This window comes from uncultured Lacinutrix sp. (assembly GCF_947500325.1).
GTDB lineage: Bacteria > Bacteroidota > Bacteroidia > Flavobacteriales > Flavobacteriaceae > Lacinutrix.
In genome coordinates, this window is sequence record NZ_CANMRQ010000032.1 from 1 (window position 1) to 23,360 (window position 23,360).

Annotated in this window: 22 protein-coding genes; 5 read left to right on the plus strand and 17 right to left on the minus strand. The window is 29.8% G+C overall.

The genetic code is table 11. The annotated features are described in order from the left end of the window. Positions 1 to 116 precede the first annotated feature (116 nt). Complete coding sequence (locus Q0997_RS19375) at positions 117 to 1,907, minus strand: DUF885 family protein (protein ID WP_299892157.1); 1,791 nt, start codon at positions 1,905 to 1,907, stop codon at positions 117 to 119. A 157-nt stretch (positions 1,908 to 2,064) separates the two neighbouring features. On the opposite strand from Q0997_RS19375, the gene Q0997_RS19380 reads away from it, so the two are divergent. From Q0997_RS19380 to Q0997_RS19395, 4 genes are read left to right on the plus strand one after another with little or no spacing between them, the layout of a single operon-like run. Beyond that, positions 2,065 to 2,610, plus strand: coding sequence for an RNA polymerase sigma factor (locus Q0997_RS19380; protein ID WP_299892160.1), 546 nt, complete (start codon positions 2,065 to 2,067; stop codon positions 2,608 to 2,610). Further along, positions 2,594 to 3,127 carry a hypothetical protein gene (locus Q0997_RS19385; protein ID WP_299892163.1) on the plus strand — a complete coding sequence of 178 codons (534 nt, stop codon included), beginning with the start codon at positions 2,594 to 2,596 and terminating at the stop codon, positions 3,125 to 3,127. The genes Q0997_RS19380 and Q0997_RS19385 overlap by 17 nt, the downstream gene beginning before the upstream one ends. Next, entirely contained in the window at positions 3,111 to 4,286 is a 1,176-nt protein-coding gene (locus Q0997_RS19390; RefSeq protein ID WP_299892166.1) for a hypothetical protein, read from the plus strand. The genes Q0997_RS19385 and Q0997_RS19390 overlap by 17 nt, the downstream gene beginning before the upstream one ends. Positions 4,287 to 4,291: 5 nt before the next feature. Next, positions 4,292 to 4,906 carry a hypothetical protein gene (locus tag Q0997_RS19395; protein WP_299892168.1) on the plus strand — a complete coding sequence of 205 codons (615 nt, stop codon included), beginning with the start codon at positions 4,292 to 4,294 and terminating at the stop codon, positions 4,904 to 4,906. On the opposite strand, the gene Q0997_RS19400 is transcribed toward Q0997_RS19395, so the two are convergent. The 12 genes from Q0997_RS19400 to Q0997_RS19455 all read right to left on the minus strand — a co-directional run bounded on the left by Q0997_RS19400 (position 4,903) and on the right by Q0997_RS19455 (position 16,453). Further along, complete coding sequence (locus tag Q0997_RS19400; protein WP_299892170.1) at positions 4,903 to 5,928, minus strand: hypothetical protein; 1,026 nt, start codon at positions 5,926 to 5,928, stop codon at positions 4,903 to 4,905. The genes Q0997_RS19395 and Q0997_RS19400 overlap by 4 nt on opposite strands. 54 nt (positions 5,929 to 5,982) lie before the next feature. Continuing rightward, positions 5,983 to 7,218 carry a DEAD/DEAH box helicase gene (locus Q0997_RS19405; protein WP_299892173.1) on the minus strand — a complete coding sequence of 412 codons (1,236 nt, stop codon included), beginning with the start codon at positions 7,216 to 7,218 and terminating at the stop codon, positions 5,983 to 5,985. Positions 7,219 to 7,301: 83 nt separating this feature from the next. Continuing rightward, positions 7,302 to 8,309 carry a transglutaminase domain-containing protein gene (locus tag Q0997_RS19410; RefSeq protein WP_299892176.1) on the minus strand — a complete coding sequence of 336 codons (1,008 nt, stop codon included), beginning with the start codon at positions 8,307 to 8,309 and terminating at the stop codon, positions 7,302 to 7,304. Positions 8,310 to 8,321: 12 nt separating this feature from the next. Continuing rightward, positions 8,322 to 9,002 carry a carboxypeptidase-like regulatory domain-containing protein gene (locus Q0997_RS19415; RefSeq protein ID WP_299892179.1) on the minus strand — a complete coding sequence of 227 codons (681 nt, stop codon included), beginning with the start codon at positions 9,000 to 9,002 and terminating at the stop codon, positions 8,322 to 8,324. A 132-nt stretch (positions 9,003 to 9,134) separates the two neighbouring features. Further along, on the minus strand, positions 9,135 to 10,466 hold the full coding sequence (locus tag Q0997_RS19420) for a hypothetical protein (protein ID WP_299892182.1): 1,332 nt from the start codon (positions 10,464 to 10,466) through the stop codon (positions 9,135 to 9,137). A gap of 40 nt (positions 10,467 to 10,506) precedes the next feature. Then, a complete protein-coding gene (locus Q0997_RS19425; protein WP_299892185.1) occupies positions 10,507 to 12,339 on the minus strand; it encodes a Xaa-Pro dipeptidyl-peptidase in 1,833 nt (610 codons plus the stop codon). A gap of 362 nt (positions 12,340 to 12,701) precedes the next feature. Further along, the gene (locus tag Q0997_RS19430) at positions 12,702 to 12,887 is read right to left on the minus strand and encodes a hypothetical protein (protein ID WP_299892187.1); all 186 of its coding nucleotides are present in this window, start codon (positions 12,885 to 12,887) and stop codon (positions 12,702 to 12,704) included. Between the two features lie 24 nt (positions 12,888 to 12,911). Beyond that, on the minus strand, positions 12,912 to 13,343 hold the full coding sequence (locus tag Q0997_RS19435) for a hypothetical protein (protein WP_299892190.1): 432 nt from the start codon (positions 13,341 to 13,343) through the stop codon (positions 12,912 to 12,914). Then, the gene (locus tag Q0997_RS19440; RefSeq protein ID WP_299892192.1) at positions 13,340 to 13,678 is read right to left on the minus strand and encodes a PadR family transcriptional regulator; all 339 of its coding nucleotides are present in this window, start codon (positions 13,676 to 13,678) and stop codon (positions 13,340 to 13,342) included. Before Q0997_RS19440 ends, Q0997_RS19435 begins: the two co-directional genes overlap by 4 nt. A gap of 175 nt (positions 13,679 to 13,853) precedes the next feature. After that, entirely contained in the window at positions 13,854 to 15,437 is a 1,584-nt protein-coding gene (locus tag Q0997_RS19445) for a T9SS type A sorting domain-containing protein (RefSeq protein WP_299892194.1), read from the minus strand. Between the two features lie 160 nt (positions 15,438 to 15,597). Further along, positions 15,598 to 16,101 carry a hypothetical protein gene (locus Q0997_RS19450; RefSeq protein WP_299892197.1) on the minus strand — a complete coding sequence of 168 codons (504 nt, stop codon included), beginning with the start codon at positions 16,099 to 16,101 and terminating at the stop codon, positions 15,598 to 15,600. Between the two features lie 19 nt (positions 16,102 to 16,120). Next, positions 16,121 to 16,453 carry a helix-turn-helix domain-containing protein gene (locus Q0997_RS19455; RefSeq protein WP_299892199.1) on the minus strand — a complete coding sequence of 111 codons (333 nt, stop codon included), beginning with the start codon at positions 16,451 to 16,453 and terminating at the stop codon, positions 16,121 to 16,123. Positions 16,454 to 16,575: 122 nt separating this feature from the next. On the opposite strand from Q0997_RS19455, the gene Q0997_RS19460 reads away from it, so the two are divergent. Beyond that, positions 16,576 to 17,457 carry an SDR family oxidoreductase gene (locus tag Q0997_RS19460; protein ID WP_299892202.1) on the plus strand — a complete coding sequence of 294 codons (882 nt, stop codon included), beginning with the start codon at positions 16,576 to 16,578 and terminating at the stop codon, positions 17,455 to 17,457. Between the two features lie 160 nt (positions 17,458 to 17,617). On the opposite strand, the gene Q0997_RS19465 is transcribed toward Q0997_RS19460, so the two are convergent. The 4 genes from Q0997_RS19465 to Q0997_RS19480 form a co-directional block, all read right to left on the minus strand. After that, positions 17,618 to 18,772 (minus strand): tetratricopeptide repeat protein, encoded by a 1,155-nt coding sequence (locus Q0997_RS19465; protein WP_299892205.1) that lies wholly within the window; start codon positions 18,770 to 18,772, stop codon positions 17,618 to 17,620. Positions 18,773 to 18,929: 157 nt separating this feature from the next. After that, positions 18,930 to 19,349 (minus strand): hypothetical protein, encoded by a 420-nt coding sequence (locus tag Q0997_RS19470; protein WP_299892208.1) that lies wholly within the window; start codon positions 19,347 to 19,349, stop codon positions 18,930 to 18,932. A gap of 342 nt (positions 19,350 to 19,691) precedes the next feature. Then, positions 19,692 to 21,920: a SulP family inorganic anion transporter gene (locus tag Q0997_RS19475; protein WP_299892210.1), complete on the minus strand. Its 2,229-nt coding sequence runs from the start codon at positions 21,918 to 21,920 to the stop codon at positions 19,692 to 19,694. A gap of 496 nt (positions 21,921 to 22,416) precedes the next feature. Further along, positions 22,417 to 23,175, minus strand: coding sequence for a DUF6882 domain-containing protein (locus tag Q0997_RS19480; RefSeq protein WP_367180228.1), 759 nt, complete (start codon positions 23,173 to 23,175; stop codon positions 22,417 to 22,419). Positions 23,176 to 23,360 lie beyond the last annotated feature (185 nt).

The following is a 23,360-nucleotide window of genomic DNA, read 5'->3' on the forward strand; positions in this document are numbered from 1 at the left end:
TCGTTTAACTCTTTTGTTCTCTTTACTTTTCATTAATAAGTCGATTTTTTGTCAACTTATTTCAGGACGGGACAAAATATAAAAAAAAGCCTTCTTAATTAAGAAGGCTTTTTTTATTATTTGTTGGCTTCAATCCAATTATTAATCTTTATTTCTAATAAAGCTAGAGGTACACATCCTGTCTCTAATACTTGATTATGGAATTGGGCAATATTAAATTTTTCACCTAATGCTTTTTCTGCTTTAGCTCGTAACTCTCTAATTTTTAATTGTCCAATTTTATAAGATAATGCTTGCCCAGGATTAGCCATATAACGTTCAATTTCTGAAATAATACTAGACTCACTTTCTGCTTCATGTTCTAGAGAATATTTTATGGCTTGTTCTCTTGTCCAACCTTTAGTATGCATTCCAGTATCTACTACTAAACGAATAGCACGATGCATTTCCATACCTAACATACCAAAATATTGATATGGATCTGTATATAAACCTAATTCTTTTCCTAAAGATTCTGAATATAAAGCCCAACCTTCTCCATAGGCACTATACCATAATGTTTTTCTAAATTTTGGTAAATCTATATCTTCTTGTTGTAAAGAAATTTGGTAATGATGTCCAGGTATAGCTTCATGTAAAAACAATGCTTCATCACTAAAAACGTTGTATTTTGTAGCATCTGGTATTGGTGTATAAAATATGCCTGGTCGTGTACCATCTAAAGATCCTGGGTTATATTCTGCACTTGCAGATGCTTCTCTAAATTTCTCAGTTTGTCTTACTTCGAAACCTGTTTTTGGTTTTACATCAAAAAGCCTTTCTATTTGAGGTTTCATGGTTTCATGAATTTTATTGAAATTGTCAATAATCTCTTTTGGCGTTTTATAAGGCATTAATTCTTTATTATTTCTTACATAATCGAAAAAAGAAATAATATCACCTTTATAACCAACTTGCTCTTTTACTTTTTCCATTTCTGCTAGAATACGAGCGACTTCTTTTAAACCAAGATTATGAATCTCGTCGGCAGTCATATCTGTTGTCGTATATAGTTTAATTTGATGATCGTAATACGATTTTCCATTTGGTGTATCGTCAATACCACTAGTAACTCTTCCGGCTTTCATATACTCTCCATTCATAAAATTATAAATAGAAGTATACGCAGGTATTATTTTAGTATTAACCATATTAGTATAAGCATCGATTAAACGCTTTTTATCTTCAGCAGAAAAGTCTTCAGGTAAATTTTTGATTGGCGTATAAAATAAATGATCTTCTAATTTAGTTTCAGCAATTGTTTTTAGTTGCGGTACAACTTTAGCAATTAAACTTTTTGGTAAGACATGTTTTGCCTGTATTCCTTCTTTCATTTTTGCTTCAGCAGATGCTAGCCATTCTAAATATTGATCGACACGTTGTAACCAATTATTATAATCTTCAACTGTTTTAAATGGTTGTGAGCTTGCTCCACTAGCCAAAGTACCAACAGTTAGTTGTTTAGTCCACATTTGGTTAATTGGAGTTAAATCTTCACGAAAGTTAAAGCGTTCTAAATTAATATCACAATCCCATATTAAAACATCACGACTTAATTGTTGTGATGTATTTAGCTGTTCATCACTATATGATTCAGCTTTCGTCTTAAAACTACTATAGTATGCTTTTTCTTTAGTTGCAAATTCATCACTTAATGTATTTGGTAAACTATTATTATATCTATTGTCTCCTGCAGAAGTAGCACTTAAAGGGTTTAGCTTTAATCCTTCTTCATAAAAATCATTTAGCATGTTACTAAATTCTATGTTTTTTTCTACAGTTATTTTAGGACTGGTTTCTGCTGTTTTGTCTTTTTTACACGAAGTAAAAAGAGTAATGATGCTAAAAATAGCTATGTATTTTTTCATTTTAAATGTTTTATTTTAATTTACTAAAGTACAGCTTTAATGCTTAATTAAAAGAAATGCTTAGCTCGAATCTATTTTTATATAAATAAAAATATAGCAAATTTGAAACCCTTAAGAAAATATTACGTTTTTAATAATGTAACACTAATCTAAACCAATGCATCAAATTAATAATGCAATAATAAAAGCTAGTATAGCAGGTAGTGAAAGCGCTAAAATGCAATTATATGATCGTTATTGTAATGCCATGTATACTATTGCTTGTCGCTATTTAAATGAAGAAGATGCAAAAGATGCCATGCAAGACGGATTTATAAAAGCATTTTCAAAATTAGAAACATATAGTTCAGATTATAGTTTTGGAGCTTGGTTAAAACGCATTATTATAAATCAATGCCTAGATTTTTTGAGACAACGAAAAATTGAAACGATCGTATATACAGAAACCGATTTAGAAATAGTAGATGAAGACAATTGGCAATTTGACACTAGTATTACTAAAGAGAAAATTTTAAAGGCCGTTTCTAAATTAAAAGCACAATATAAATTGATTATCACTTTGTATTTAATTGAAGGTTTTGATCATGAAGAAATTTCCCAAATATTAGAAATACCAATAAAAACATCGAGAACACAATTGCGACGCGCAAGATTAGCATTACAAAACGATTTAAAAGACTACTACAATGAAGCGAGATATTAGAGCACTTTTTAAAGGAGAAGATTTGGTAAGTAAAACACTACCAAAGCACCATAGAGAAGATTTTTTAAAGAAATTAAAAGAAAATAAAGCTGAAAAAATAATACCAAAAAAGCAATATATGGTATACAAAGTAGCAGCTTCTATTCTATTATTTACTTCGCTGAGTTATTTTATTAATAAAGCGTTTAATACAGAGTCTAGACTAGAAACCTCACAAATAGTAGAGCAAATTGAAACTGTTGAAAGACAATATTTAATAGAAATTGATAAAGAATGGAACAGTTTTTTAGCCTTAACAAATGACAAGAAACTAGTAAGTCGTTACGAAAAAAAACTAGCAGATTTAGATGAGAATTATAAATTGATTTCTACCTCTTTTAAAACAGATACCAATAATATTTTAGTGATTGAAGATTTAATTGAGAATCTAAAAACGCGTTTGCAATTACTAAAAGATATACAGCAACACATCAAATTATTAAATCAAAAAAACGAAAATTATGAAACATCTATATAATCTTATAGTATTGATGCTCATCACATCAATGACTGTAAGTGCGCAAAAACAAAATAAGTTTAGTAAAATTTTTGATACAGATAAGTCTACTACAATGATAATTAATTGTGATGATTCTTCAATAGCAATAGAACCATCAACAGATGGTAAAGTGCATATAAATTACAATTTCGAATTCGAGAGATATTCGGTTAAAGAAATGAAAAAAGAATTAAGTAAAATTAATGTTGGGGCAACAGTATTTAATAATAATATTACACTAAACGCGAATAAGCTTAGAGGAGAACATGCTACTTCTGTTTATAAAGGTAATGGAAGTCTATTTATGAATATAGGTGGTTTAGTTGGTTTTAAAAATAGTAAACCTAAGGATTCTATAATTAGAAAAACTAAAGACTCTTTAATAAAAGAGATAACGAAAGAGCCTCTAAAAAAAGAGCTTTTGTATTTTGGAGATAGGTTTAAAATAAAAGAAAAGAATGGTAAGATAAAAAACTTTAGAAAAGGAAATGTTAAGATTTTTAGAAGCACTTTTATAGTAAAAATACCTCCTTATATAAAATTAGTAATTAATGGGAAAAATGCTATTGTAAATTTAAATGGAGATATTATTAACGAGTTAAATGTAAATATTAAAAAAGGAGTTTTTAGTGCAAAAAAGATGATGAATCACTATAACAAAATAAAAGTGGACGATATTATTTTTAAAGCTGAGTATGCTATTGGTGGAGATTACACTTTAAATAATGTAAAAAGTGGTAAGATAGGAGTTGTTAATGGTATAGATTTAAATTCTGAGTTTTCCAAAATAGAAATTGGAGAAATCCAAAAAGGAGTAAAATTAACCGACTTTAATAGTGAGTATTGGATATATAATTTCTCCAATAATTTTGAACGTTTTGATATGTTTTCTGAATATTCTAAAATTCATCATTTTAGCCCAGAAACAAATTATAGTATGCGTGCTTATGGGCATAATACTATAAATTATATTGGGAAACATAAGATAGAGATGCAACCTAATAGAAAAGGGGAGAAGTTTAATATGATGGAGCGTAAAAGTAAAGCAAATGAAGCCTCTTCTGGTCACATAAATTTTGATATTATTCACGGTATTATATACACTTACAGCGATACATTTACACCTAATAAAAACTAAATATCATGAGATTATTTGCAATTTTAGCTTTAGTCTTTATAAGTTACGTTAATGTTAGTGCACAACAAAAAGAGATACAGTTAAAAACTAAATATGGCTCCAATAATAAAGAAGTACATGACTTGTTGCGTTTTCAAGATATAGAGGTTATAGATTTAAAATTTACGGGAGAAGAATTAAAAGGTAAAAACTATAGATTATTAGTAAAAGAATTTACCAATGGTATACTAGCAAAAACAGATACTATTATTAGTAGCAAAGCAGATAGTTATTTAACTCCAATAGATTCTACTGTATTTCAATTTAAATTTTATGTAAAAACAGAATTGAATAATGTGGTAAAAATGGAATCGCAGTTTAATCGTTTTTCAACTACAAAACGGTATGATATAAAGGCAAGTAAAGATAACTATGCGCTCCATGATTTTGTAAAAAGTAATAGCCTTAAAATAGAGAGTAACAAACCAATATATATTATGGGGTATTTTTTACCTTATTTAGATAAAAAGACAGGATGGAAAAAATACTGTGATGTTGCAGGAAGTAAATACGATCCTGAAGATTGGGGGAAAGTATTTAATATCCCAAGTTATTTTTTAATGGAAATTCTATTTGATTAATCTTGCGTTATAAGTGATTCAATTTCTTGTTTAAAAGATGTTTTGTCATCAAGATGTAATACAATAGATTGAAATTGCTTTTTGGAACCATATAAACCATTTAATGTTTGCTCTTTTTTTAAATGAATGATAATATTATGGCCTTCTAAACTTCCTAGAGGAGATAATTTAATTAGTGTTGTATTTTTCTCTTTATCAATATCTTTCGTGAAATAGTCAACATTTTCTATGTTGTTAGTATTAATAGAGGTTTCAGATAAAATACCATATTTTAAATATATTCTTTGCTTAGTAATAAGTATTGGTCTATAGAATAACGATTTTAAAAACCCTAAAATTTGAAAGGCAGAATAAATACTTAACGCTAATAAAATATAGGCGATAATTGGAGCAGTATTTACAACTAGTAAATGGATAGCAACTGTTTCTATAGCTATTACAAATATAAGCGCGCCTAACAATGTTGGAGTACCACTATTTTTATGATAAGAAAATTCATTTAGTTTTAATTTTTGTGATTTCCATTTAAAAATACCGTAATAAAAAACAGCAATTTCCATTGCAAATAAATTTGCAGCAGTAGATGGTAATAATTGTTTAGAAGCTATTTTTAATGCATCAAAGAAATCTTGCGATTGTTCTTTGCTTTTCTTGAATTGTATAATTAGGTTTCTAACCTTAATGATTATAAATGTAAAAACAGAAATTTCTACTATTGGAATGCCCCATTTTTTTATACTATTTAAAAGCGATTGTTGTTCTTGAGGAAGACAATAACTAGCTAATACTAAGCCTAAAATAAATAAAGGAACAACTGTTGTTTTTGGAATGTTACTTTGTCTGGTAAGAAACAAATAAATTAATGGAATTGTCACTGCAAAATCCAATGTTATAGCAGAAACAAACGCTGAAGAATTAAACTGAATAGTATTGTGTTTTGCAATAAAAAATAAACTAAAGAGTAATAGAAAAGATACTAAAACACCTAAATAAGGCTTTTTTAAACTCAAAATATGTTGCATAGCTTTAGTTTATTTATTCACACTATAAGTCTCTTTTAGTTGGAAAATGTTACACTAATACCAACGTTTCTTTTTCTTTTTAGAAGCTTCACTCTTACGCCCTTTTTTATATTTAGAACCTTTCTTTTTATGAATTGGTGGTTTTGCTTTTGGATCTAAAGGATATGGATGATCTTCTACAATGTCTAATTGTAAATTAATAAGTTGCTGTATTGTTTTTATATATGCTTTTTCATCTGCAGAACAAAACGAATACGCAGTACCTGTATTTCCAGCACGAGCAGTACGTCCAATACGATGCACATAAGTTTCTGGTACATTTGGCATATCGAAATTAATAACAGCATCTACATTATCTATATCTATACCTCGAGCAGCAACATCTGTAGCAATTAAAATATTAACAGTCTTTTTTTTGAAATTGTTTAAAGCCTCTTGACGTAAATTTTGACTTTTATCACCGTGAATACTATCTACTTTATAATTGTTTTTCAACAATGTCTTTTCTAATTTATCTACACCGTATTTTGTTCTTCTAAAGATGATAATACGACCTTTAATTGTATTTCGAAGCAAGTGTAAACACAATTCTATTTTCTTCGGTTTCGGAACATAATATAAGGCTTGGCCAACATTCTTAGAAGTTGAAGATTGCTGCGCTACTTGTACTTGCTTTGGATCTTTTAAAATAGTTTTAGCTAGATCTTGAACTTTATATGGCATTGTTGCAGAAAACAATAGTATTTGTTTACTTTCTGGACACAAGCGTTCAATTTTTCTTACATCATCAATAAAACCCATATCTAACATTAAATCGGCTTCATCAAGAACAAGGGTTTTTATATAATCTAAATTTATTTCGTCTTGTTTGTGTAAGTCTAATAATCGTCCTGGTGTAGCTATTAAAATATCGACTCCTTTACGTAAAACATCTTTTTGCGGTTCTATAGATGCACCTCCAAAAATAACAGTAGATCTTAAATTAGTATATGTAGAATAGGTTTTAAAATTATCTTGAATTTGAATTGCCAATTCACGGGTTGGACTTACAATTAATGCACGAATTTTTTTACCTTTTTTAGAAGCGTCTTGTTTGTCAAATAATAATTGTAAAATTGGTAAAGCAAATGCCGCTGTTTTTCCTGTACCTGTTTGTGCAGAAGCAATAACATCTTGTTTATCTAAAATTAATGGTATTGTACGTTCTTGAATTAAAGTTGGATTATCGTAACCCTTTTCGGCAACAGCTCGTAATAATGGTTTATTAAGTTTTAGATCTTTAAATGACATGCAAAAATATTTATTGCAAAGGTAGCCTTTTATCAATCATTAAAATTTATAAAAAATGAATGTGAAAAAATTAGATTTTTGATTTAGTTTTTGGTCACTTCTATAGAGTAGGTTGCAACTATATCATTCTTTACTTTTAAATGTACATCATAATAACCATAGTGTTGAAATTTGTATTTAAACTGTATTGAACCGTTTTTATTTTCAAGATTATAAATGTTAAAACGACGTTCATTATTTCCAGAAAAATGAACGAGAGTAATTTCATCTTTAGCAATTTTTTTAAGTGTTTTAAAACTAAAATTTACTATTTCATTTTTTGTTTTAGTAATATTTAATTTTTTTGGATTAACAGGTATTACTTTATGTTTAAAAGTTTCATTATATACTATTGGTGAAGGTTCAAATTTTTTATTTATAAGTGTATTATTAAGAAACCATTTTTTATCTATTGGAAAATGATTTTTTGCAAATAATACGGGATCTGTTAAAAAATAACCTTCGTTATAATCTTTTATAAAGTCATTATTACTATCCATATAACCACTGGACCAAGTGGCATCACATAAATACCATTTGTTATTTAGTTTTACTACATTCCAAGAATGATTAGTCATTTCAAGAGTTTCAACATTAGAAGTCACAGTTCTTCCATAACCATCTATAATTTTACATTCAATATTTGCTAGAAAACATAACTCTTTTATTAAATAAGCATAACCGGTACACATAGTTTTTTTATGTTTTAATAACTTTTTAAAAGCGATTTTTTTGTACTCATTGTTCCATTTAATATAGGCTATACTATCATTTTTAAACTTTTTTCTTTTTCTATAAACTTTATTATGTTGATTAATATCTCCTTTTATATTATGGCACACCCAAGTGTAAATGGCTCTAAATTTCTCAACTTTAGTAGGTAGCTTATTAGTTAGTTTATGCGCAAGTAATGGTAGATTTTCTAAACTATTACCCTCATTAAGTTTTGCAGTATTATCTGCAATAGTAAAATCTACAGTATTAAAATCTGATACTTGCGCATTGGATATACCAAAAATGAAAATTGAAAATAAAAGGAAAGTCTTTTTCATAAAAGTTATATCTTATTTCTTTCTTTTAGATTTGTAAACTTCTTTTACGGCAACTTTTCCCATAAGTATACAAGAATCCATTGTCATGTCTATTTTTAATTCAATCTCTGATACTGATTTTTCATTTTCAATAGTTATTTTTTTAGATTGGTAACCAACAAAACTTATAACAATAATATCTCCTTTTTTGAGTTTTTTTGGAAATTCAAACTCGCCATCAAAATTGGTTTGAGTTGCAATTGCTGTTCCTTCTAAAAGAATATTGGCGCCAGGTAATGCTAAACCATCTTCATCTAATATTAGCCCTTTTACTGTAATATTATTTTCGAATGCTGAAGCTTTTATCTCAGAGTTTTCTCCTGTTGTTTTGGCTTGATTTTTTATGTCTTGTGCCTGTGAAGTATTTATTGAAAATAATGATAAACAAGCTAAACCAATACCACTTAAAATATTAAGTCTTTTTCTTTGTTGCGGTTGTCTGTAGGTTTTAAGTTGGTGAGAATTAAATTTCCCACAAGTATTTTTGTTCGTTTTTGTATTAAAATAAGTAATTATTTCATTGGCATTCATTTTTGTAAAGTCAATGACTTCTTTTTCGCATGAACTGCAGAAACCACCATTTGGAGTTTGAGAAAACTGACTAAAGTTTTCACTGCAAGGTGTTTTAATGTTTAAGTTAAATTGATTTTTCATGGTATAAGTGTTTTAATGTTGTTATACATCAAACCTATACATCAATTAAATAATTTAAAAGGCGTAATTAGTAAACGCTACCTTTCGGTGAGTGAAACACAACTACCAATTAGTTATATTATAAATACTAAGTTAATTTGGGTAATACCAAAAAGGTATAGTTGCTATATTAATCGTTCTAACAGAATTTTCTTTTACTTTTCTTAATCTAGAAACATGTAATAGGTGTTTACCTGGTTGTAGTGATTTTATGTTAGCAAAGGTTTCAAAACCTTCTTGTCTTTTATCGTTTTGTGTGTAAACAAAATCTAATGTACTATATTCAATAGAATCAATTTTAATAATATGAATTTCTTTAAAATTGTTTAAATATACTTTTCTTAAACTATCTCTTTTTGAGCGTGATATTGTATTTTTATTAAACATGGTACTAATGAGCCCTCTTTTATCTTTTGTTGGTTTTAAACTTTTATTATGTCTAAAAATATCATCTTCTATACGTTCTGTATATTCTATAAATATATTAAGGTATGGTGTTTCAATAATTTTTGATGGAATAGAGACATCATTTATAAATTCACCTTTTTCGGTAAGCAAATTATTGTAATTTCTTTTATCTGCATATATTATATCAGAATCTCTATTGATAGAAAGGTAATTAGAACGATTATATCTAAAAGTAATTAATGTAGTAATAATGAAATAGATTGGAATTAAAACATAGCTAATACGTTTGCCTAATTTATTATCTAGAAAATTATAAACTAATGGTCTATATAAAAAAGATAATGTGATAAAACTAAAGACCCAATAAAAAGGGAAGTAAATAAAAGAGAGCCATTTTTTCTTTTTTAGATAGCCTTGTGTTACAAAGTCTATAAATGTAAATATCATTCCGAAAGAGAGAAATACTAATAACAATATTCCAATAACTCTTTTGGGTTTTATTTCATTCCCATCACTAATGCCACTTAATGTTAAATAAGCAATACTAGCAATAGCTCCAACAGTTAAAAAAATTGAAAAGACATAAAATATAAGTAAAAAGGATAGCGCGAAAATAATACTACAATAATCTTCTAATTTCGAAATATATTTATCGAAAGAGCCAATACGTTTTCTTAAGTGTTTATCAAATTTTGGGCTGTAATTTAGTTTTTTGTATTCAATGTCTCCAGAAACATAGCGCAATCCTAAAGCACCAATCCATAAACCTCTAAGTATTACATGCAAAACAAGAGAAAATATTAAAATGGAGCAAGAGAATAATGCTGCTACCGAAAACATTGTCACTACAATATTATTTTGGTTTTCTACTGTTTTAAAAAGCTCTATTAATGGTTCTAAAGCTTGGAATAAACCATAAATAGCAAAACCAGAAATAATAAGTTCTAATTGCCAACTTTCCTGTTGTAGTTTATCTAACCATTCTTTAAATCGCCTAGAATTATAGTGATTTCTCATTTATCAATTAAGAATATAAGTATTTAATGCCTTACTAGAATTATTCGGTAGCCATTTTATAAGCAGTTTTACCACCTACAATAGGTAATGTAAGTGAGGTTTTGTTTAAATCTACCGTTAGCTCTGTTCCTGGTTTTGGATGTAATGTAAATTCTTTATCGCTAGAGAAAATTATTAACCCTATTTGTTGTCCAGCTCTAATAATTTGATCATCTGGCTGTAACTTAAATGTTACATCATAAAACTTACCAGTTTTTAAAGGCTCACTTTCAGTCATAGATTTATAATTTTGAGGATCTGCCCAACCACGAGTAATAATATTATTAGTTATGGGTTTAGTGTTCTCTTCCCAAGGTAATGATACTAACCATACCGATAAGTTTGCTGCAGCTTTACTACTAGCAACACTAATAGTAATGGTAGATTCTCCAGATATATGAAGATCTTTAGTTAGTTTAGGTGTAGCATATAATAAACGGTTTTTAGAATTGCTAGTCATAGCATGGTCTTTACCAGAAATATTAAAATCGTCAATTAAAGTTTCTTTACCTTGACGTTTTTTTTGTGAAGGACTTAAAGCTCCTATCGTATTGCCACCTTTATTTAAATAAAGGGTTACCATTTTGGCATCTGGATTTGGATAATCTTTATAGCTAGTAGGATTGTCTCTTTTGTCATTCTCTCTAACAATCCAAGCTTTTGCATCATTTTCTACACCATTTTCAATGCCATGTAGATAACGCGTAAACCAACGATTCATCATAGTTAAAGGTGGTGGACCACCATGACCATTTTGATGGTAGAAAATTTGTGTAGGTATGCCTTGTTTTTTTGCTTGTTCGTATATACGGTAACTATGTTCTGGCATTACATTCCAATCATTAAAACCATGAGACATTAATAATGCTGCTTTCATATTTTTCATATGATTTAGATAATCACGTCCTGCCCAAAAATCATTGTAATCTCCAGTTAAACGATCCATACCATTTTTCATTTCTATATCTCGTATAGTTTTGTTATTATATGGGCGCTTACTTTCATCTCCACTATGTATAAAATCGTATAATACATCAATATCTTCTCCTAAATAACCGCCAGGAGAACGCACTAAACCATTAGATCTGTAGTAATGATAGTAAGATGTATTTGGAGCGATAGGAATAATAGCTTCTAAACCTTCTACACCAGTTGTTGCAGCTGCAAGAGGTAAGGTACCATTATAAGATGTTCCTGTCATGCCTACTTTTCCTGTAGTCCACGTAGCTTTAACTTCTTCGTTGCCGTCTGGAGTAGTGTAACCTTTAGCACGACCATTTAACCAATCGATTACTGCTTTAGGAGCTAATGTTTCATTCTCTCCACCAACAGTAGGTGCACCTTGAGATAATCCTGTACCTGGAGACGATGAGTGTACTACAATATAACCGCGAGGGACCCATTTCATGAGATGAGAGTTTGATATTATAGGACGTTGTCCTAAACGTGTTACTTCTGGGTGTACACGTTCTTCTTTTGCAGGTGCTCCTAGTTCATGTTCTACATTCCACATTACACCTGGTACATCTGGAGCTACACCGGCAAAGTACGGACTAGTCACATAAATGACAGGTAGTTTTAAGCCTTCTGTATCTGTTTGTTTAGGTCTAGTAACCGATACATGCATTCTGTCTACTTTATCATCTCCATCTGTATTAAAAGGAGTGTCTACCCATAGATCATGTCTAATCCATTCATTATGATCTTTAAAACCTTCAACAATTTGGGCTTCTCCATTTTCAAAAACAGGTACTGTTTCTTGTTGAGCAAAACTGGTTGTAGAAATTAAAAGTAAGAATGAAAATAATTGAAATAGGCTATGCTTTTTTATCATGGTACTAACTTGAATTTTTAGAGCGAACAAGTTAGTTATTTTTTTCTGATTTCAATAAGTTATATTAGTAAGAGCATAGGAACTTATTTAGATATAATTAAAAGACATTCTTATTTTTTCATTTAAATTGCCTGTTAGAATTTGATATAATAAAGGAGAAACAAAGTTCGTTCATTTTTTAGCCTCAACAAAAACAAAAAACCACCTTTTTTAGGTGGTTTTAATTTTACTTAAGAAAGATACATATTTAAAGAATAAAAATAGCTTTTAGTATTTATGAATATATGAGTTGATTACTCAATAGTTAAAATCATATTATCTTCTTTTAAACTAAAGGAGCTTGCCATGTTTTCTGTTTATAATTACTTAAGTATTTTTTCAGCTTTATATAACTTATAGAATAATGTTGGTAAAAAGCCAAAATTGAATAATAGAAATCCTATAGCCAATACTTTACCTGAAAATGGCCAATGATAGAATTCAAACATTGTACCTATACCTAGTGTAAAGAAGGTCATAAAGCCTAGTAAATAAACTGATTTTTTCATTTTTTGTTGATTTTAATGTTCGTATTAAGATTGATATTTAAGAGATTTGTCTTTGTATTTAGAGTAAAATAAAAGCGGTAATGTTATAAGTATAAAAAAAGCAAACGCTAGTACTAGTATTTTACCAGCATCTGGCCAATGCATAATTTTAAATAGACTTCCTGTTGCAATTAATATTGAATTTAAAAAGCCTATTATAAATAGTATTTTATAACGATTTTTAGCCGATTTATAATATAACTGAGAGTGCGTTTCCCTTTGTATTTGATTGATATTTAAGTAACCACCAAATTGTTGTATTGCAGTTTCATAAGCACGATTAAAATTATCGTCTTTGGTGTTTTCTATATGCGTACAAATATGATCTAAAATATCTTCTTTTAGATTTTGATTTTTTAAACCATACAGTTCTAAATTCTTAGTGATATAAGCTATATTTTGTTCTGTAAGTTTCATTTTAAACTTGGTTTAGGATTAAATATTAACGATAGCGTTTCAATAAAATCGTTAATCTCATTGGTTTTTTCATTAATTACTTTTTTTCCAGATTTGGTAACTGTATAATATTTTCTAACACGTTTACCTATATAAACTTTCTCTGTCTCTAATACGTTATTGTGCTCCAGTTTATGTAAAATGGGGTATAATGCACCTTCAGAAATATCTATTTTTCCTTTGGTTATTTCTTTTACCTTTTGGGTAATCTCGTAACCATACATTTTATCATACTCACTTAGTAGCTTTAAAATTATTGGTTGTAATGTGCCTTTGGTTAATTCTTTACTATACATAGTACAAATATACATTTTATTAAAATGTATACAAATAAAATGTAAATTATTATTTTATAAAAAAACCACCTTGAACTCTCAAAGTGGTTTTATAGTAGATATTATAATGGTAGAAGTGATGTTCTATCTTATATTAAAAGGGTTTAAACATTTTGTTTTTAAAGTCAAGCAAGTATTATTCTTTTATGAATTTTAGTGTATTCTTTTCTAATTGAATAAAGTAAATACCTTTATTTAGGTTTCTAATATCTATTCTTTCGTTTTCTTTTACCATTCCACTAAAAAGTAATTGCCCCGATAGATTATAAATTTTATAATCCTTTTCAATTTTTAAGTTTGAGATCTTTATATAATCACTAGAAGGATTTGGATGTAATTTTATAGAATTTAAAGTGTTTTCTATAACAGAAAGCGAACCGCAACCTGTTCCTTCATTACAATCTGAAACAAATAGCCATACGCTGTTAACTCCAGGGATTTCATTAGGATTTGCATACCATTGATTCTCCCATATTTTACAATCATAATACACTTGTGTATTTGCGGTTGGATAGCTATTTGTAGCATTATATTCTCCTACGCTACAAAAAATAGTACCACTGGTTGGGTTACATCCATCAGTAACACCACCAGAATATGGAGATAATGAAAAACTATTAGCGTTTTGTATGGCAGTCGCTTCTGTTGCGCCGTTTAAAACAGCGCTAGATATATTGAGGTAAGAATAAGCAGATCTATTAGTGTCTTCTAATAATAATTGCCAAATCATGATACCATCGTTATCATCATTTCTATAGGTGTGTTCTTCAATATGATTTGCTAAAGCTGCAACATTTTGATGAGTATACTCATAATATGGTCCCCAAGGTTCATTTGGAAAGTGAACACCTGCGGCTATAGTAAAGTTATATTGTTCAGCATAATAGGCAAAAGCATCATACATTATAGAACGATTAGTACTACCACCAGCATTATAACCTTGAAAGGCTATTAAATCAATTTTATCTCCTACACTTTCTATAACAGGAATCATATGCCCAGTGGCAGAAAAACCAAATAAATTAATACCATTGGTTTGTGCTGTACTATTAAACAGATTAGTGTCGTCTTCGCCTGTTAGAGAATTTCTATTGGCATAAGCAAAAGGGGAGTTTGTATCATTATTTGTTGCGCCTCCTAAAGCGCCTACACCACTAGGTGCACAGGCTAAAATATAACCTTCACTTCTAGGCATAATTGCTCTAGAATTATTGAAGAAGTCTATAAAATGTTGAACATTTACTGCGCTACCAATATTTGCAAAAGAGCCATTAGGTTCAAAATCCCAATCTATTCCAGCAAAACCCATGTCGTCTACTAAATCTTTTATTTGTTGATACTCTATATTATAAGCATCACTTGTTGCCCAATAGGTTTCTCCTCCAACAGAGAGAATAACATGTATGCCTTTATTTTTTAGAGCACCAATACTTTCTTTTAAAGTACAACCATCGTAAGGCACTTGAATACCAGTTTGAGAAATATCGTAAGATCCAGCAGTATATGTTAAGTTTGGTTTTGCAAACGAAAGAAACACGTAGTTTACAAAATTCGGGATTTCTCTTAGTTTAGAATTTTGATTTGCTGAGGTCCAATTTTCAGACCAAGATGGAAAATATCCTAAAACAACGCGATCGTTTATTTGAGCATGATTAAGTTGAGATGTAAAGAGTATTAATACTAGAGAGAATAGGGTTGTTAGTTTGATTAAACGATTCATAAGTATGAATTTTGGGAGGATTAGTTAATTTCTTTTTAAGAATACTATCCTTTATACGTACAAACTAGCTTTATTGGATTTTATGTGTGAGTATATTTTAAAACAAAAAAACCGCTTTGTTTTAACAAAGCAGTTTTGAGTTATTGCTATTAATTAGTTATTAAAAGCAAGGTGTTTTTCCGTAAGGATTAGCGTTATGGTCTATGGTGAAATTGAAAATTTTAGAGTCTTTACCTCTTGTATATTCCACATAGTCCCAATTTCCAGAATGCGTTAATTTATAGATGCCATTTACTTTATCATTATATATTTCGTTGTAGTATTTAATAATCGTTGGGTGAGAGCCACCTTTAATATACGTTTCCTTATCAAATATTAAATCAATAGCGTCTTGTTGTCCATTGTATTTTATTTGAATAGCTTTTTCTTTCGAAAAACTAATCCAAATTCTCATGTCTTTTTTATCGTTGTTTGTATAACAAATGTAATGCTCTATAATAGCAGGTTTAATGTCTAAATCCTTTTGTTTTAAGTCCTCTTGATTTTGAATTTTAATATCAGAAACAGTGTCTTCAACAGTATTCGTTTTAATATTTGCTTTTTGTTTACAAGATAATACTGTAATTAATAGAAGTGAGTATACTGTATATTTTAAAAGTTTCATTTTTTATTTATTAGAGGTTTTAATGATTACTGTTATTTAATATTCCAGAACCAAATTCACTAATTTGATCTATTATAGGTAATATCTTTTTGCCTTCTTCGGTTAAAGAATACTCTACTTTTGGAGGGATTTCTTTATAGGCTTTTCTATGTACAATACCAGTTTGAGCAAGCTTTTTTAATTCTTGTATTAGCATTTTTTCACTTATATCTGGAATTAAACGTTTTAATTCGCCAAACCGCTTTTTCTCATCCTTCATTTGAAAAATAATAAGCAACCTCCATTTGCCTCCAATAATTTTTAAAGCAACATTTACAGGGCATTTAGAATTTATTTTTATTATTTCACTCATTTTAAATAATTGATTTACAGTAAAACTAACTTTTTTGTGTGTACCTAACTTTTTAGTAAGTACTTTTTTTTAGTAAGTAAAGGTATTAGATTTGCCTTAGTTAAACACTAAAAGTATAAAAAATGAAAGTTTTCGTATCTAATGCCTCAGGGTTTCAAGGTGGTAATATTGCAGGGCAATTATTAGCTAAAAAGCATACAGTAAACACTTTAAAACGTTCTCTTAACGAAGGTGTTTCAGTAATGGCAGGAGTAAACGTATTTGAAGGTGGTTTAGATAATAACAAGGCATTAAACGATGCTTTAAAAACTGTAGATGTAGCAGTTTATAGCTTTCCGTTAATTTTTGATATAGCATTAGCAAAAACATATACAGCTAATTTTATAGCAGCAGCCAAAGCACAAAATGTTGCTTTAATTATTTATAATGTAGGGTTTCATCTAGTAGAAGAAGAAACGAATATGTTGGCTTTTAATTTAAAATTAGACATTAAAAAACTATTTGATGCTTCTGGTTTAAATGTAATCACATTATCTCCAGATATCTATATAGATAACCTTGCAGCACCTTGGTCTATTCCAGTTATATTAAACAATAATATACTGCCTTATCCTGTAGCGTCTCATACAAAGTTTCCATGGATAAGTCATTTTGATTTAGCTAAATATGTAGTAGCTGCTGTAAGTAAACCAGAACTTACTGGTCAAACATTGCCTATTGGTGGTAACCTATTTACAGGTGAAGCTATAGCAGAAGCCATTGCTACTAAAATTAAAAGGCCTGTTAGTTTTGTAGCTATGACACCTAATGATTTTGAGCAACAACTAGCACCTGCTTTCGGAGCATTAGCGGCTAAAGAAATTTCTAATTTGTATAGATATGTCGATAATAATAAAGAGACATTAACGACTAAAGATTTTAAGAAAACTCAATATTTATTGGGGGTTGAACCACAAAGTTTAAACGCATGGGTAGATTCTGTAAATTGGGATGTTAATGTGTAGTTTATAAAATAAAACTATATTTAAAAATGATTTTTAGAATTTCGTTTAACGTGTTTGTGTATGATTTTGTTACGTGTTTCAGCAACTAATTTAGCGAATAAATAACAGGAAGAAAGACTATAGTTGGCAATAAATTATACACATTGTTGACAATTGGCTTTTATTCTTTACAATGTTTTTCCAAAGCTTCCAAAACCATCCAATTATTGTCTCCAAGCGAAACAGCCTTTTTTAAGTCCATACAGATTTTAGTCAATTCCAATTCTGGAATCTCAGTTTTTTTTGAAGCAATTATTTGAACATCTTTAGACTTTGACAAAGTCCTACTATTCCCAAGTTCGTATTTTCTTATAATTGCGAATGCTCTATTTGAATAAGCATTTGTAAAATAAGGTTCTACTTCTATTGCTTTGTCAAAATCTTTAATTGCATCTTTAAACTCAAAATTGTTCATTTTTGCTGTTCCACGTGCAAAATATCCGTCTGCCCAATTTTCTTGTAGTTCAATACATTTCGTATATTTTTTTATAGCAGATTTAAAATTTCCTTGTTTGTATAAATTTTGGGCTTGTTTATAGTAATTATATATTTTATCATTGACTTTATCTTTCTGGTAAATTCCGTTTTTGTAAACGTTTTTTCCTTTCAATTCTCCAGTCGAATAATAGGAAACAGATTCTCCGTCCATTTTTCCATTTACAAAATTTGTTCGTTGTTTTAATTGCCCATTTGGATGGTACATTTCCCAGAGTCCAATTTCTTTTCCGTTTTTGAAGTTGCCTTTTTGCATTGAAGTTCCATCTTGGTAAAATCGTTTTTCCATTCCATTGGAAAGTCCGTTTTCGTATTCAATTTCGTCTGATACGTTTCCGTTAATATGGTACATTAGGCGTTTACCTTTTAGTTTTCCGTTGAATAGAGCTCCTTCCCCTTGTTTTTTTCCAGTCAGGTAATAATCAATAAATCTACCCGAATATGGTGTTGAACTATCTTTTAAATACCACGTTCCATTTTTCTTGGTCATCAATTTGGTTGTCGGAATTGCTTTTATACTATCTGGTCTTTTGGTATATTCTTTTGTAAAGACATATATAATTCCGTCCAAGTCCTTGTATCCAGTTTTCTCAATAGCTTCTTTGTTTTTAAGTACTTCAACTCTGTCAATTTCTTTTTCTGTTAATGTTCCGAATCCTTCTTTTGGTTCTTCAATAATCGGAATTGAATCTACAACATAGAGAAGATTCTCATTTTGTTTCTGACTGAAGCAAATTAAAGATGATAAAATCAGTAGTAAAATCAGTATTTTGTTTTTCATTCGTTTTTTTAGCTTGCTGCTAACGTTTTTGTGTATGGTTAGTTGCGTGTTTAAGCAACTAATTTAGCAAACAAATCACAGATAGGAAATTCCAGCGGAATTTTCGTAAGTCGGCAGTGAACTAATAATTAATTACACACGTTGTTGTACGTAATATTTATTCATTTACTTTTTTTATTAGAGTTAGAATATACTCAGCATTAAACAACTTAACATATCTTTCAGTTTCGTTATAATCAGCATCATTAAGTTGTCTAAGGTTTAATTCAATGATAATCTGATTTATGAATTCAATATCGTCTAAATCTTCAAATCCATATAATTCTCGAAGGTCATCGTCAGGATAGACTGAGTAACCTTCTAATCCGATAAACTCATTTAATTTATCATGTAGCACTTCTATATGTTTTTTTGTAAATCCTTTTTTAATGAAATGTTTTACATAATCTTCCTTCGCTAAAGGTTCTCTACTGTCAATTAATGCTCTTAGTTTCGTTTCACGTCGCTTTGCTCCAATTATAGCAAGTATAATGATAAAAGAAATAATGGATAATACTATTATCAAGGTTTTACTCATATTACGTACAACGGTTTGTGTATGGTTAGTTGCGTTTTTAGCCTTGCGACCAGTTTAAGCTTTTGCTGAACCAGCCGACGACAGGAGGTAGGTAAAAACAGCGTTAGAAGGAATGAGGCTTCCTCACATATGATTCCGATAGACTCGATAGTAATTTGTAGGAGAAATCCTTGTCTTAACCAACTTAGCAATTAACTATACACGTTTTTAGGCGCTGTTTTTATTTCCAGCTTTTAATCATCCCATCCACAGCCATATTTTATTGAGCTTACACTAAATCCTTTTCAATAATTTCCAAATAGTGTTCTTCCTGTTTTTAATTTTGTATTCTATTTCTATATCTTAATGCATTATTTCTATGAGTTTGGCTAATTCTTTACTATAATCTATAAATGCAATGGTTTCATCTGTCCTCGCCAATTTGATTTTATCAAAAATAACTAGTGCTTCACCATTACTTTCTATATGATAAATCTGATGACTTTCGAAAAAGCGAATGATTTCATCTGTAAAAAATGACCTAATCTCAGATTCATTATTCCCCATAAGCAAGAATTTTTTAGAAAAATCAGGATACATCTCAAAATCAATGTCCTTATAGCCCGTAAATGCCATCACCCTGTCAAATATTTTTTCTAATACAGCTTCTTTTTCCATAGTGAAAACGGGAATTTTTTTATTCAATTTTAAGACTATTAGAGTGGTATTAAATGTCTCAGCTGTAAAAGCCTGGCCTTCATTGAATGTTACATCTGCAATTTCCCAAGACACATTCAAATCTTTAAAGGTTCCCTTGAGACAATTGTATTTGCGTTCAATAGGTCTAATTTCAAAAAAGTGGAACTTCTTTAAATAACCTGTATTCCAATCAACTTGACTTGCGTATTGATAATTTTTCTCAGTTGCTAAATTTCGTAATCGTTTTTGCCTTTGCGATAGTTTAGCACCAGAACCAGCGAAACTAATTTTTAAAGCCTTATTATAGGTCGTGGATGAAACATGAGAATCCAATCCTGATATAAATACCTTGCCGCCTGTAGCCCTTTGTATGTTTAGGTATTCCACTAGGTAGTCCATATAGGTAATGCCTACCAATCTTGTTTCTGATAAATCAATATTAACATCTGCTCCAGAAGGAATTTGAGCCAGTAGTTTATCGATTTTTATAATACCTAAAAAATTCGCAATACCTCTAATCTTTAAATAGAAACTGCCATCTGATCGTTTCATTAATTTTGTACGCGACTTATAAACCATTTTAAAAAATCGAGTGATGGATACCCTTGCCAATAACATGTGAATGACCAGCGCCAATAATAACCCACCGAGTAAACCAATTAATAAATTGGTGTAAAGCGTTAAAACCATGGTGCCAACAAAAAATATTAATTGCTCGATTCCTTGATTATAAATTTGTTTAAAAACGGCAGGAGAAGCTAACTTAAATCCGGTGTAAACGAGTAAAATAGCAAAAGCACATAGTGGTACTTGCCTCATTATTGGGCTCAATAACATAATAAACAGTAACAACAAAAGTCCTTGATACATGTTGGACCACTTTGTCTTCGCACCATTATGAATATTGACTGTACTTCGAATAATCACAGCAATAATTGGCAAACCTCCAATCATACCAGCTGCCATCGTACTCAATCCAATGCCTGTCAAATCCTTATTTAAATCCGTCTTTCGTTTATATGGGTCAATTTTGTCAACTGCTTTTGCAATGGCTAATGATTCAATACTTGTTATGATTAAAATAGATACTACGGTTGTCCAGAATTCAATGGTATTAATTTTACTAAAATTTGGATGCATTATTGAATCCATAATATTATCTGGAATATCCAACAGTAGATTAGGTCCTACCTCGTATGCTTTTCCAAAGAATGAAAGCGTATGTTGGTCAAAGAAATTGAAAAAATAAACAAAGGGAATAGAAAGGGCGACTACCCACATTGGCGTAGGCAAAATATGGAAAAACCGATTACTAATTTTGGAATGAAACAATAATAAAAGTAAGCCTACCAAAGCAATAATCACTACAAAAGGATTCGCTTGAGGTAGTTGTAGCACTGCATCAATAAGGTTTTGTATAATACTTGGACTATCTGAATGCGTGCCTAAGGCAACATGGATTTGTTTAGCAAAGATGATAATTCCAATGGCTGCCAAAATACCGTGAATTACGGAAGAATGGAATATATCTGCTAATCTACCTAATTTCAATAATCCCAATAATACTTGAATTGCACCTGAAACGACAACTGCTGCCAATACATAATTAAATGCTTGCCCAGAACCATCATCCATCAATGTAATACCCAAAAGTATAACTGCAATAACTCCTTTGGCAGGTCCGTTGACTGATATATGGCCACCTCGATAAAGAGTTGTTACAACACCGCCAACAATTGCTGAGATGATACCCGACATTGCAGGTGCACCTGCTGCCAAAGCAATACCTAATGAAAGCGGTAGAGCAATGAGTGATACACTCACCGCTGCAATTAAATCACTTTGCCAATTTTCAATTAAACCTTTAAAGCCTTTTTTTGGTGTAATTTCCATGTATTTAACTATCAGTGTTTATAAAATATTTGGATTTTGAATATAAAACATGTCAATAGATCTTTTCACAATTCTTAAATCATGTGATATATTACTTAGTTTTACTTTTGAGAAATTTGAATTTAAATCGATGATTTGTAACATAAAGTCGTATTAAAACTATATATATTGATTTTATTTGTTAATGGCCCCTAACGGTTTGTGTATGGATAGTTGCGTTTTTGCAAGCGAGGATTTTCCGTAGGGAAATCAGCAGCAATCAAAAAGAAACTAGCCTTGATTTAGGTCTAAAATAGCAATTATTTATACATTTTGTTGTGTATAGGCTTTTATTTTTAGAGAAAGATAAGGATAGTAAATCCGATTGCGTATTATATCAGTTTATAAGATTCTGAGTAAAGTCAGAAATTATATGTTCTAGTAAGATCAGAAAAGGAGTAGAGTGAGAGTCAAATCAGATTGCAGCAGAGTGTTATCAGAAAAGAGCTTAGTTTTTTTATCCAGTTTGATTCAATTCCTTAATTTCAAAATAGCATCTTTCGCAGACTAACTTGATTTTGGCAAATTCCATAGATTCGTCATTCCAGCCGTCTGTTTTAAGTCGCTCTTTTTCGCATTCCGCACACCAAGCTTGAAAGTCATTTTCTTCATCTAATTCCATCCCACGATAGCTATCGAAAGCTTCTTCAAATCCAACTTTTGTTTCTGCATTTAGGTGTTGACAAATAAAGGCCTTTCTTATTTTTCCATGAATACTACATTCAATTAGGTCACTCTCAATTTTTTCAGCTTCTCTTTTTGTTATCTGTTCAGTTAATAGAAAGTATTTTTCTAAATGGTCAGAAATCACTCGATAAGTTCCAATTCCACCAATTATATCAAATGCAATAGAAGTCAATTCCCAACCTGTGTATTTATCTCCGTCAAAGTGGGCGTTAATTAAATTGCTATAGTTCTTTTTTTTTCCGAATTCTTTAACTTTTAAAGTTCTAAATTTTTTCGGTTCAACAGAATCTTCGTTCGCCCAAGACCACATCCAAGTATTTGTGTTTTGTGAAAATGTTCCAACTGGAATGTATTTGAAATAAATGTCTTTATCGTCTGAGTAAAGTCTTAGCGTTTCGCTTGACTGATTGTAAAACCAATTTGCATAATTGTCAATGTCATATTCGTTCCTGAAATTTTCTTGAAAATCTGTAAGTTTTTTACAAATTTTGTCAGCGTATTTTTGGTATTTTAAAGATTTAAATATCAATTCGGATTAATTTTTATTCAGTTAGGTTAATTGTAATTCTATGTTTTCTTTTGAACATTGCGTCAAAAGTAGAATAAACGTAATTCCTGTGAATATCTTTTTCATGAATGTTCGTTAAGATACATAGTTTACACAAGTTAAAGCTTATGTGTTTACACTAAATTAGTTTCTAACCTTGTCGATTG

What these genes read in the sequence shown, in the direction of transcription:
- Q0997_RS19375 (WP_299892157.1), bottom strand. Translation starts at nt 1,907, where the DNA reads ATGAAAAAATACATAGCTATTTTTAGCATCATTACTCTTTTTACTTCG.
- Q0997_RS19380 (WP_299892160.1), top strand. Translation starts at nt 2,065, where the DNA reads ATGCATCAAATTAATAATGCAATAATAAAAGCTAGTATAGCAGGTAGT.
- Q0997_RS19385 (WP_299892163.1), top strand. Translation starts at nt 2,594, where the DNA reads ATGAAGCGAGATATTAGAGCACTTTTTAAAGGAGAAGATTTGGTAAGT.
- Q0997_RS19390 (WP_299892166.1), top strand. Translation starts at nt 3,111, where the DNA reads ATGAAACATCTATATAATCTTATAGTATTGATGCTCATCACATCAATG.
- Q0997_RS19395 (WP_299892168.1), top strand. Translation starts at nt 4,292, where the DNA reads ATGAGATTATTTGCAATTTTAGCTTTAGTCTTTATAAGTTACGTTAAT.
- Q0997_RS19400 (WP_299892170.1), bottom strand. Translation starts at nt 5,928, where the DNA reads ATGCAACATATTTTGAGTTTAAAAAAGCCTTATTTAGGTGTTTTAGTA.
- Q0997_RS19405 (WP_299892173.1), bottom strand. Translation starts at nt 7,218, where the DNA reads ATGTCATTTAAAGATCTAAAACTTAATAAACCATTATTACGAGCTGTT.
- Q0997_RS19410 (WP_299892176.1), bottom strand. Translation starts at nt 8,309, where the DNA reads ATGAAAAAGACTTTCCTTTTATTTTCAATTTTCATTTTTGGTATATCC.
- Q0997_RS19415 (WP_299892179.1), bottom strand. Translation starts at nt 9,002, where the DNA reads ATGAAAAATCAATTTAACTTAAACATTAAAACACCTTGCAGTGAAAAC.
- Q0997_RS19420 (WP_299892182.1), bottom strand. Translation starts at nt 10,466, where the DNA reads ATGAGAAATCACTATAATTCTAGGCGATTTAAAGAATGGTTAGATAAA.
- Q0997_RS19425 (WP_299892185.1), bottom strand. Translation starts at nt 12,339, where the DNA reads ATGATAAAAAAGCATAGCCTATTTCAATTATTTTCATTCTTACTTTTA.
- Q0997_RS19430 (WP_299892187.1), bottom strand. Translation starts at nt 12,887, where the DNA reads ATGAAAAAATCAGTTTATTTACTAGGCTTTATGACCTTCTTTACACTA.
- Q0997_RS19435 (WP_299892190.1), bottom strand. Translation starts at nt 13,343, where the DNA reads ATGAAACTTACAGAACAAAATATAGCTTATATCACTAAGAATTTAGAA.
- Q0997_RS19440 (WP_299892192.1), bottom strand. Translation starts at nt 13,678, where the DNA reads ATGTATAGTAAAGAATTAACCAAAGGCACATTACAACCAATAATTTTA.
- Q0997_RS19445 (WP_299892194.1), bottom strand. Translation starts at nt 15,437, where the DNA reads ATGAATCGTTTAATCAAACTAACAACCCTATTCTCTCTAGTATTAATA.
- Q0997_RS19450 (WP_299892197.1), bottom strand. Translation starts at nt 16,101, where the DNA reads ATGAAACTTTTAAAATATACAGTATACTCACTTCTATTAATTACAGTA.
- Q0997_RS19455 (WP_299892199.1), bottom strand. Translation starts at nt 16,453, where the DNA reads ATGAGTGAAATAATAAAAATAAATTCTAAATGCCCTGTAAATGTTGCT.
- Q0997_RS19460 (WP_299892202.1), top strand. Translation starts at nt 16,576, where the DNA reads ATGAAAGTTTTCGTATCTAATGCCTCAGGGTTTCAAGGTGGTAATATT.
- Q0997_RS19465 (WP_299892205.1), bottom strand. Translation starts at nt 18,772, where the DNA reads ATGAAAAACAAAATACTGATTTTACTACTGATTTTATCATCTTTAATT.
- Q0997_RS19470 (WP_299892208.1), bottom strand. Translation starts at nt 19,349, where the DNA reads ATGAGTAAAACCTTGATAATAGTATTATCCATTATTTCTTTTATCATT.
- Q0997_RS19475 (WP_299892210.1), bottom strand. Translation starts at nt 21,920, where the DNA reads ATGGAAATTACACCAAAAAAAGGCTTTAAAGGTTTAATTGAAAATTGG.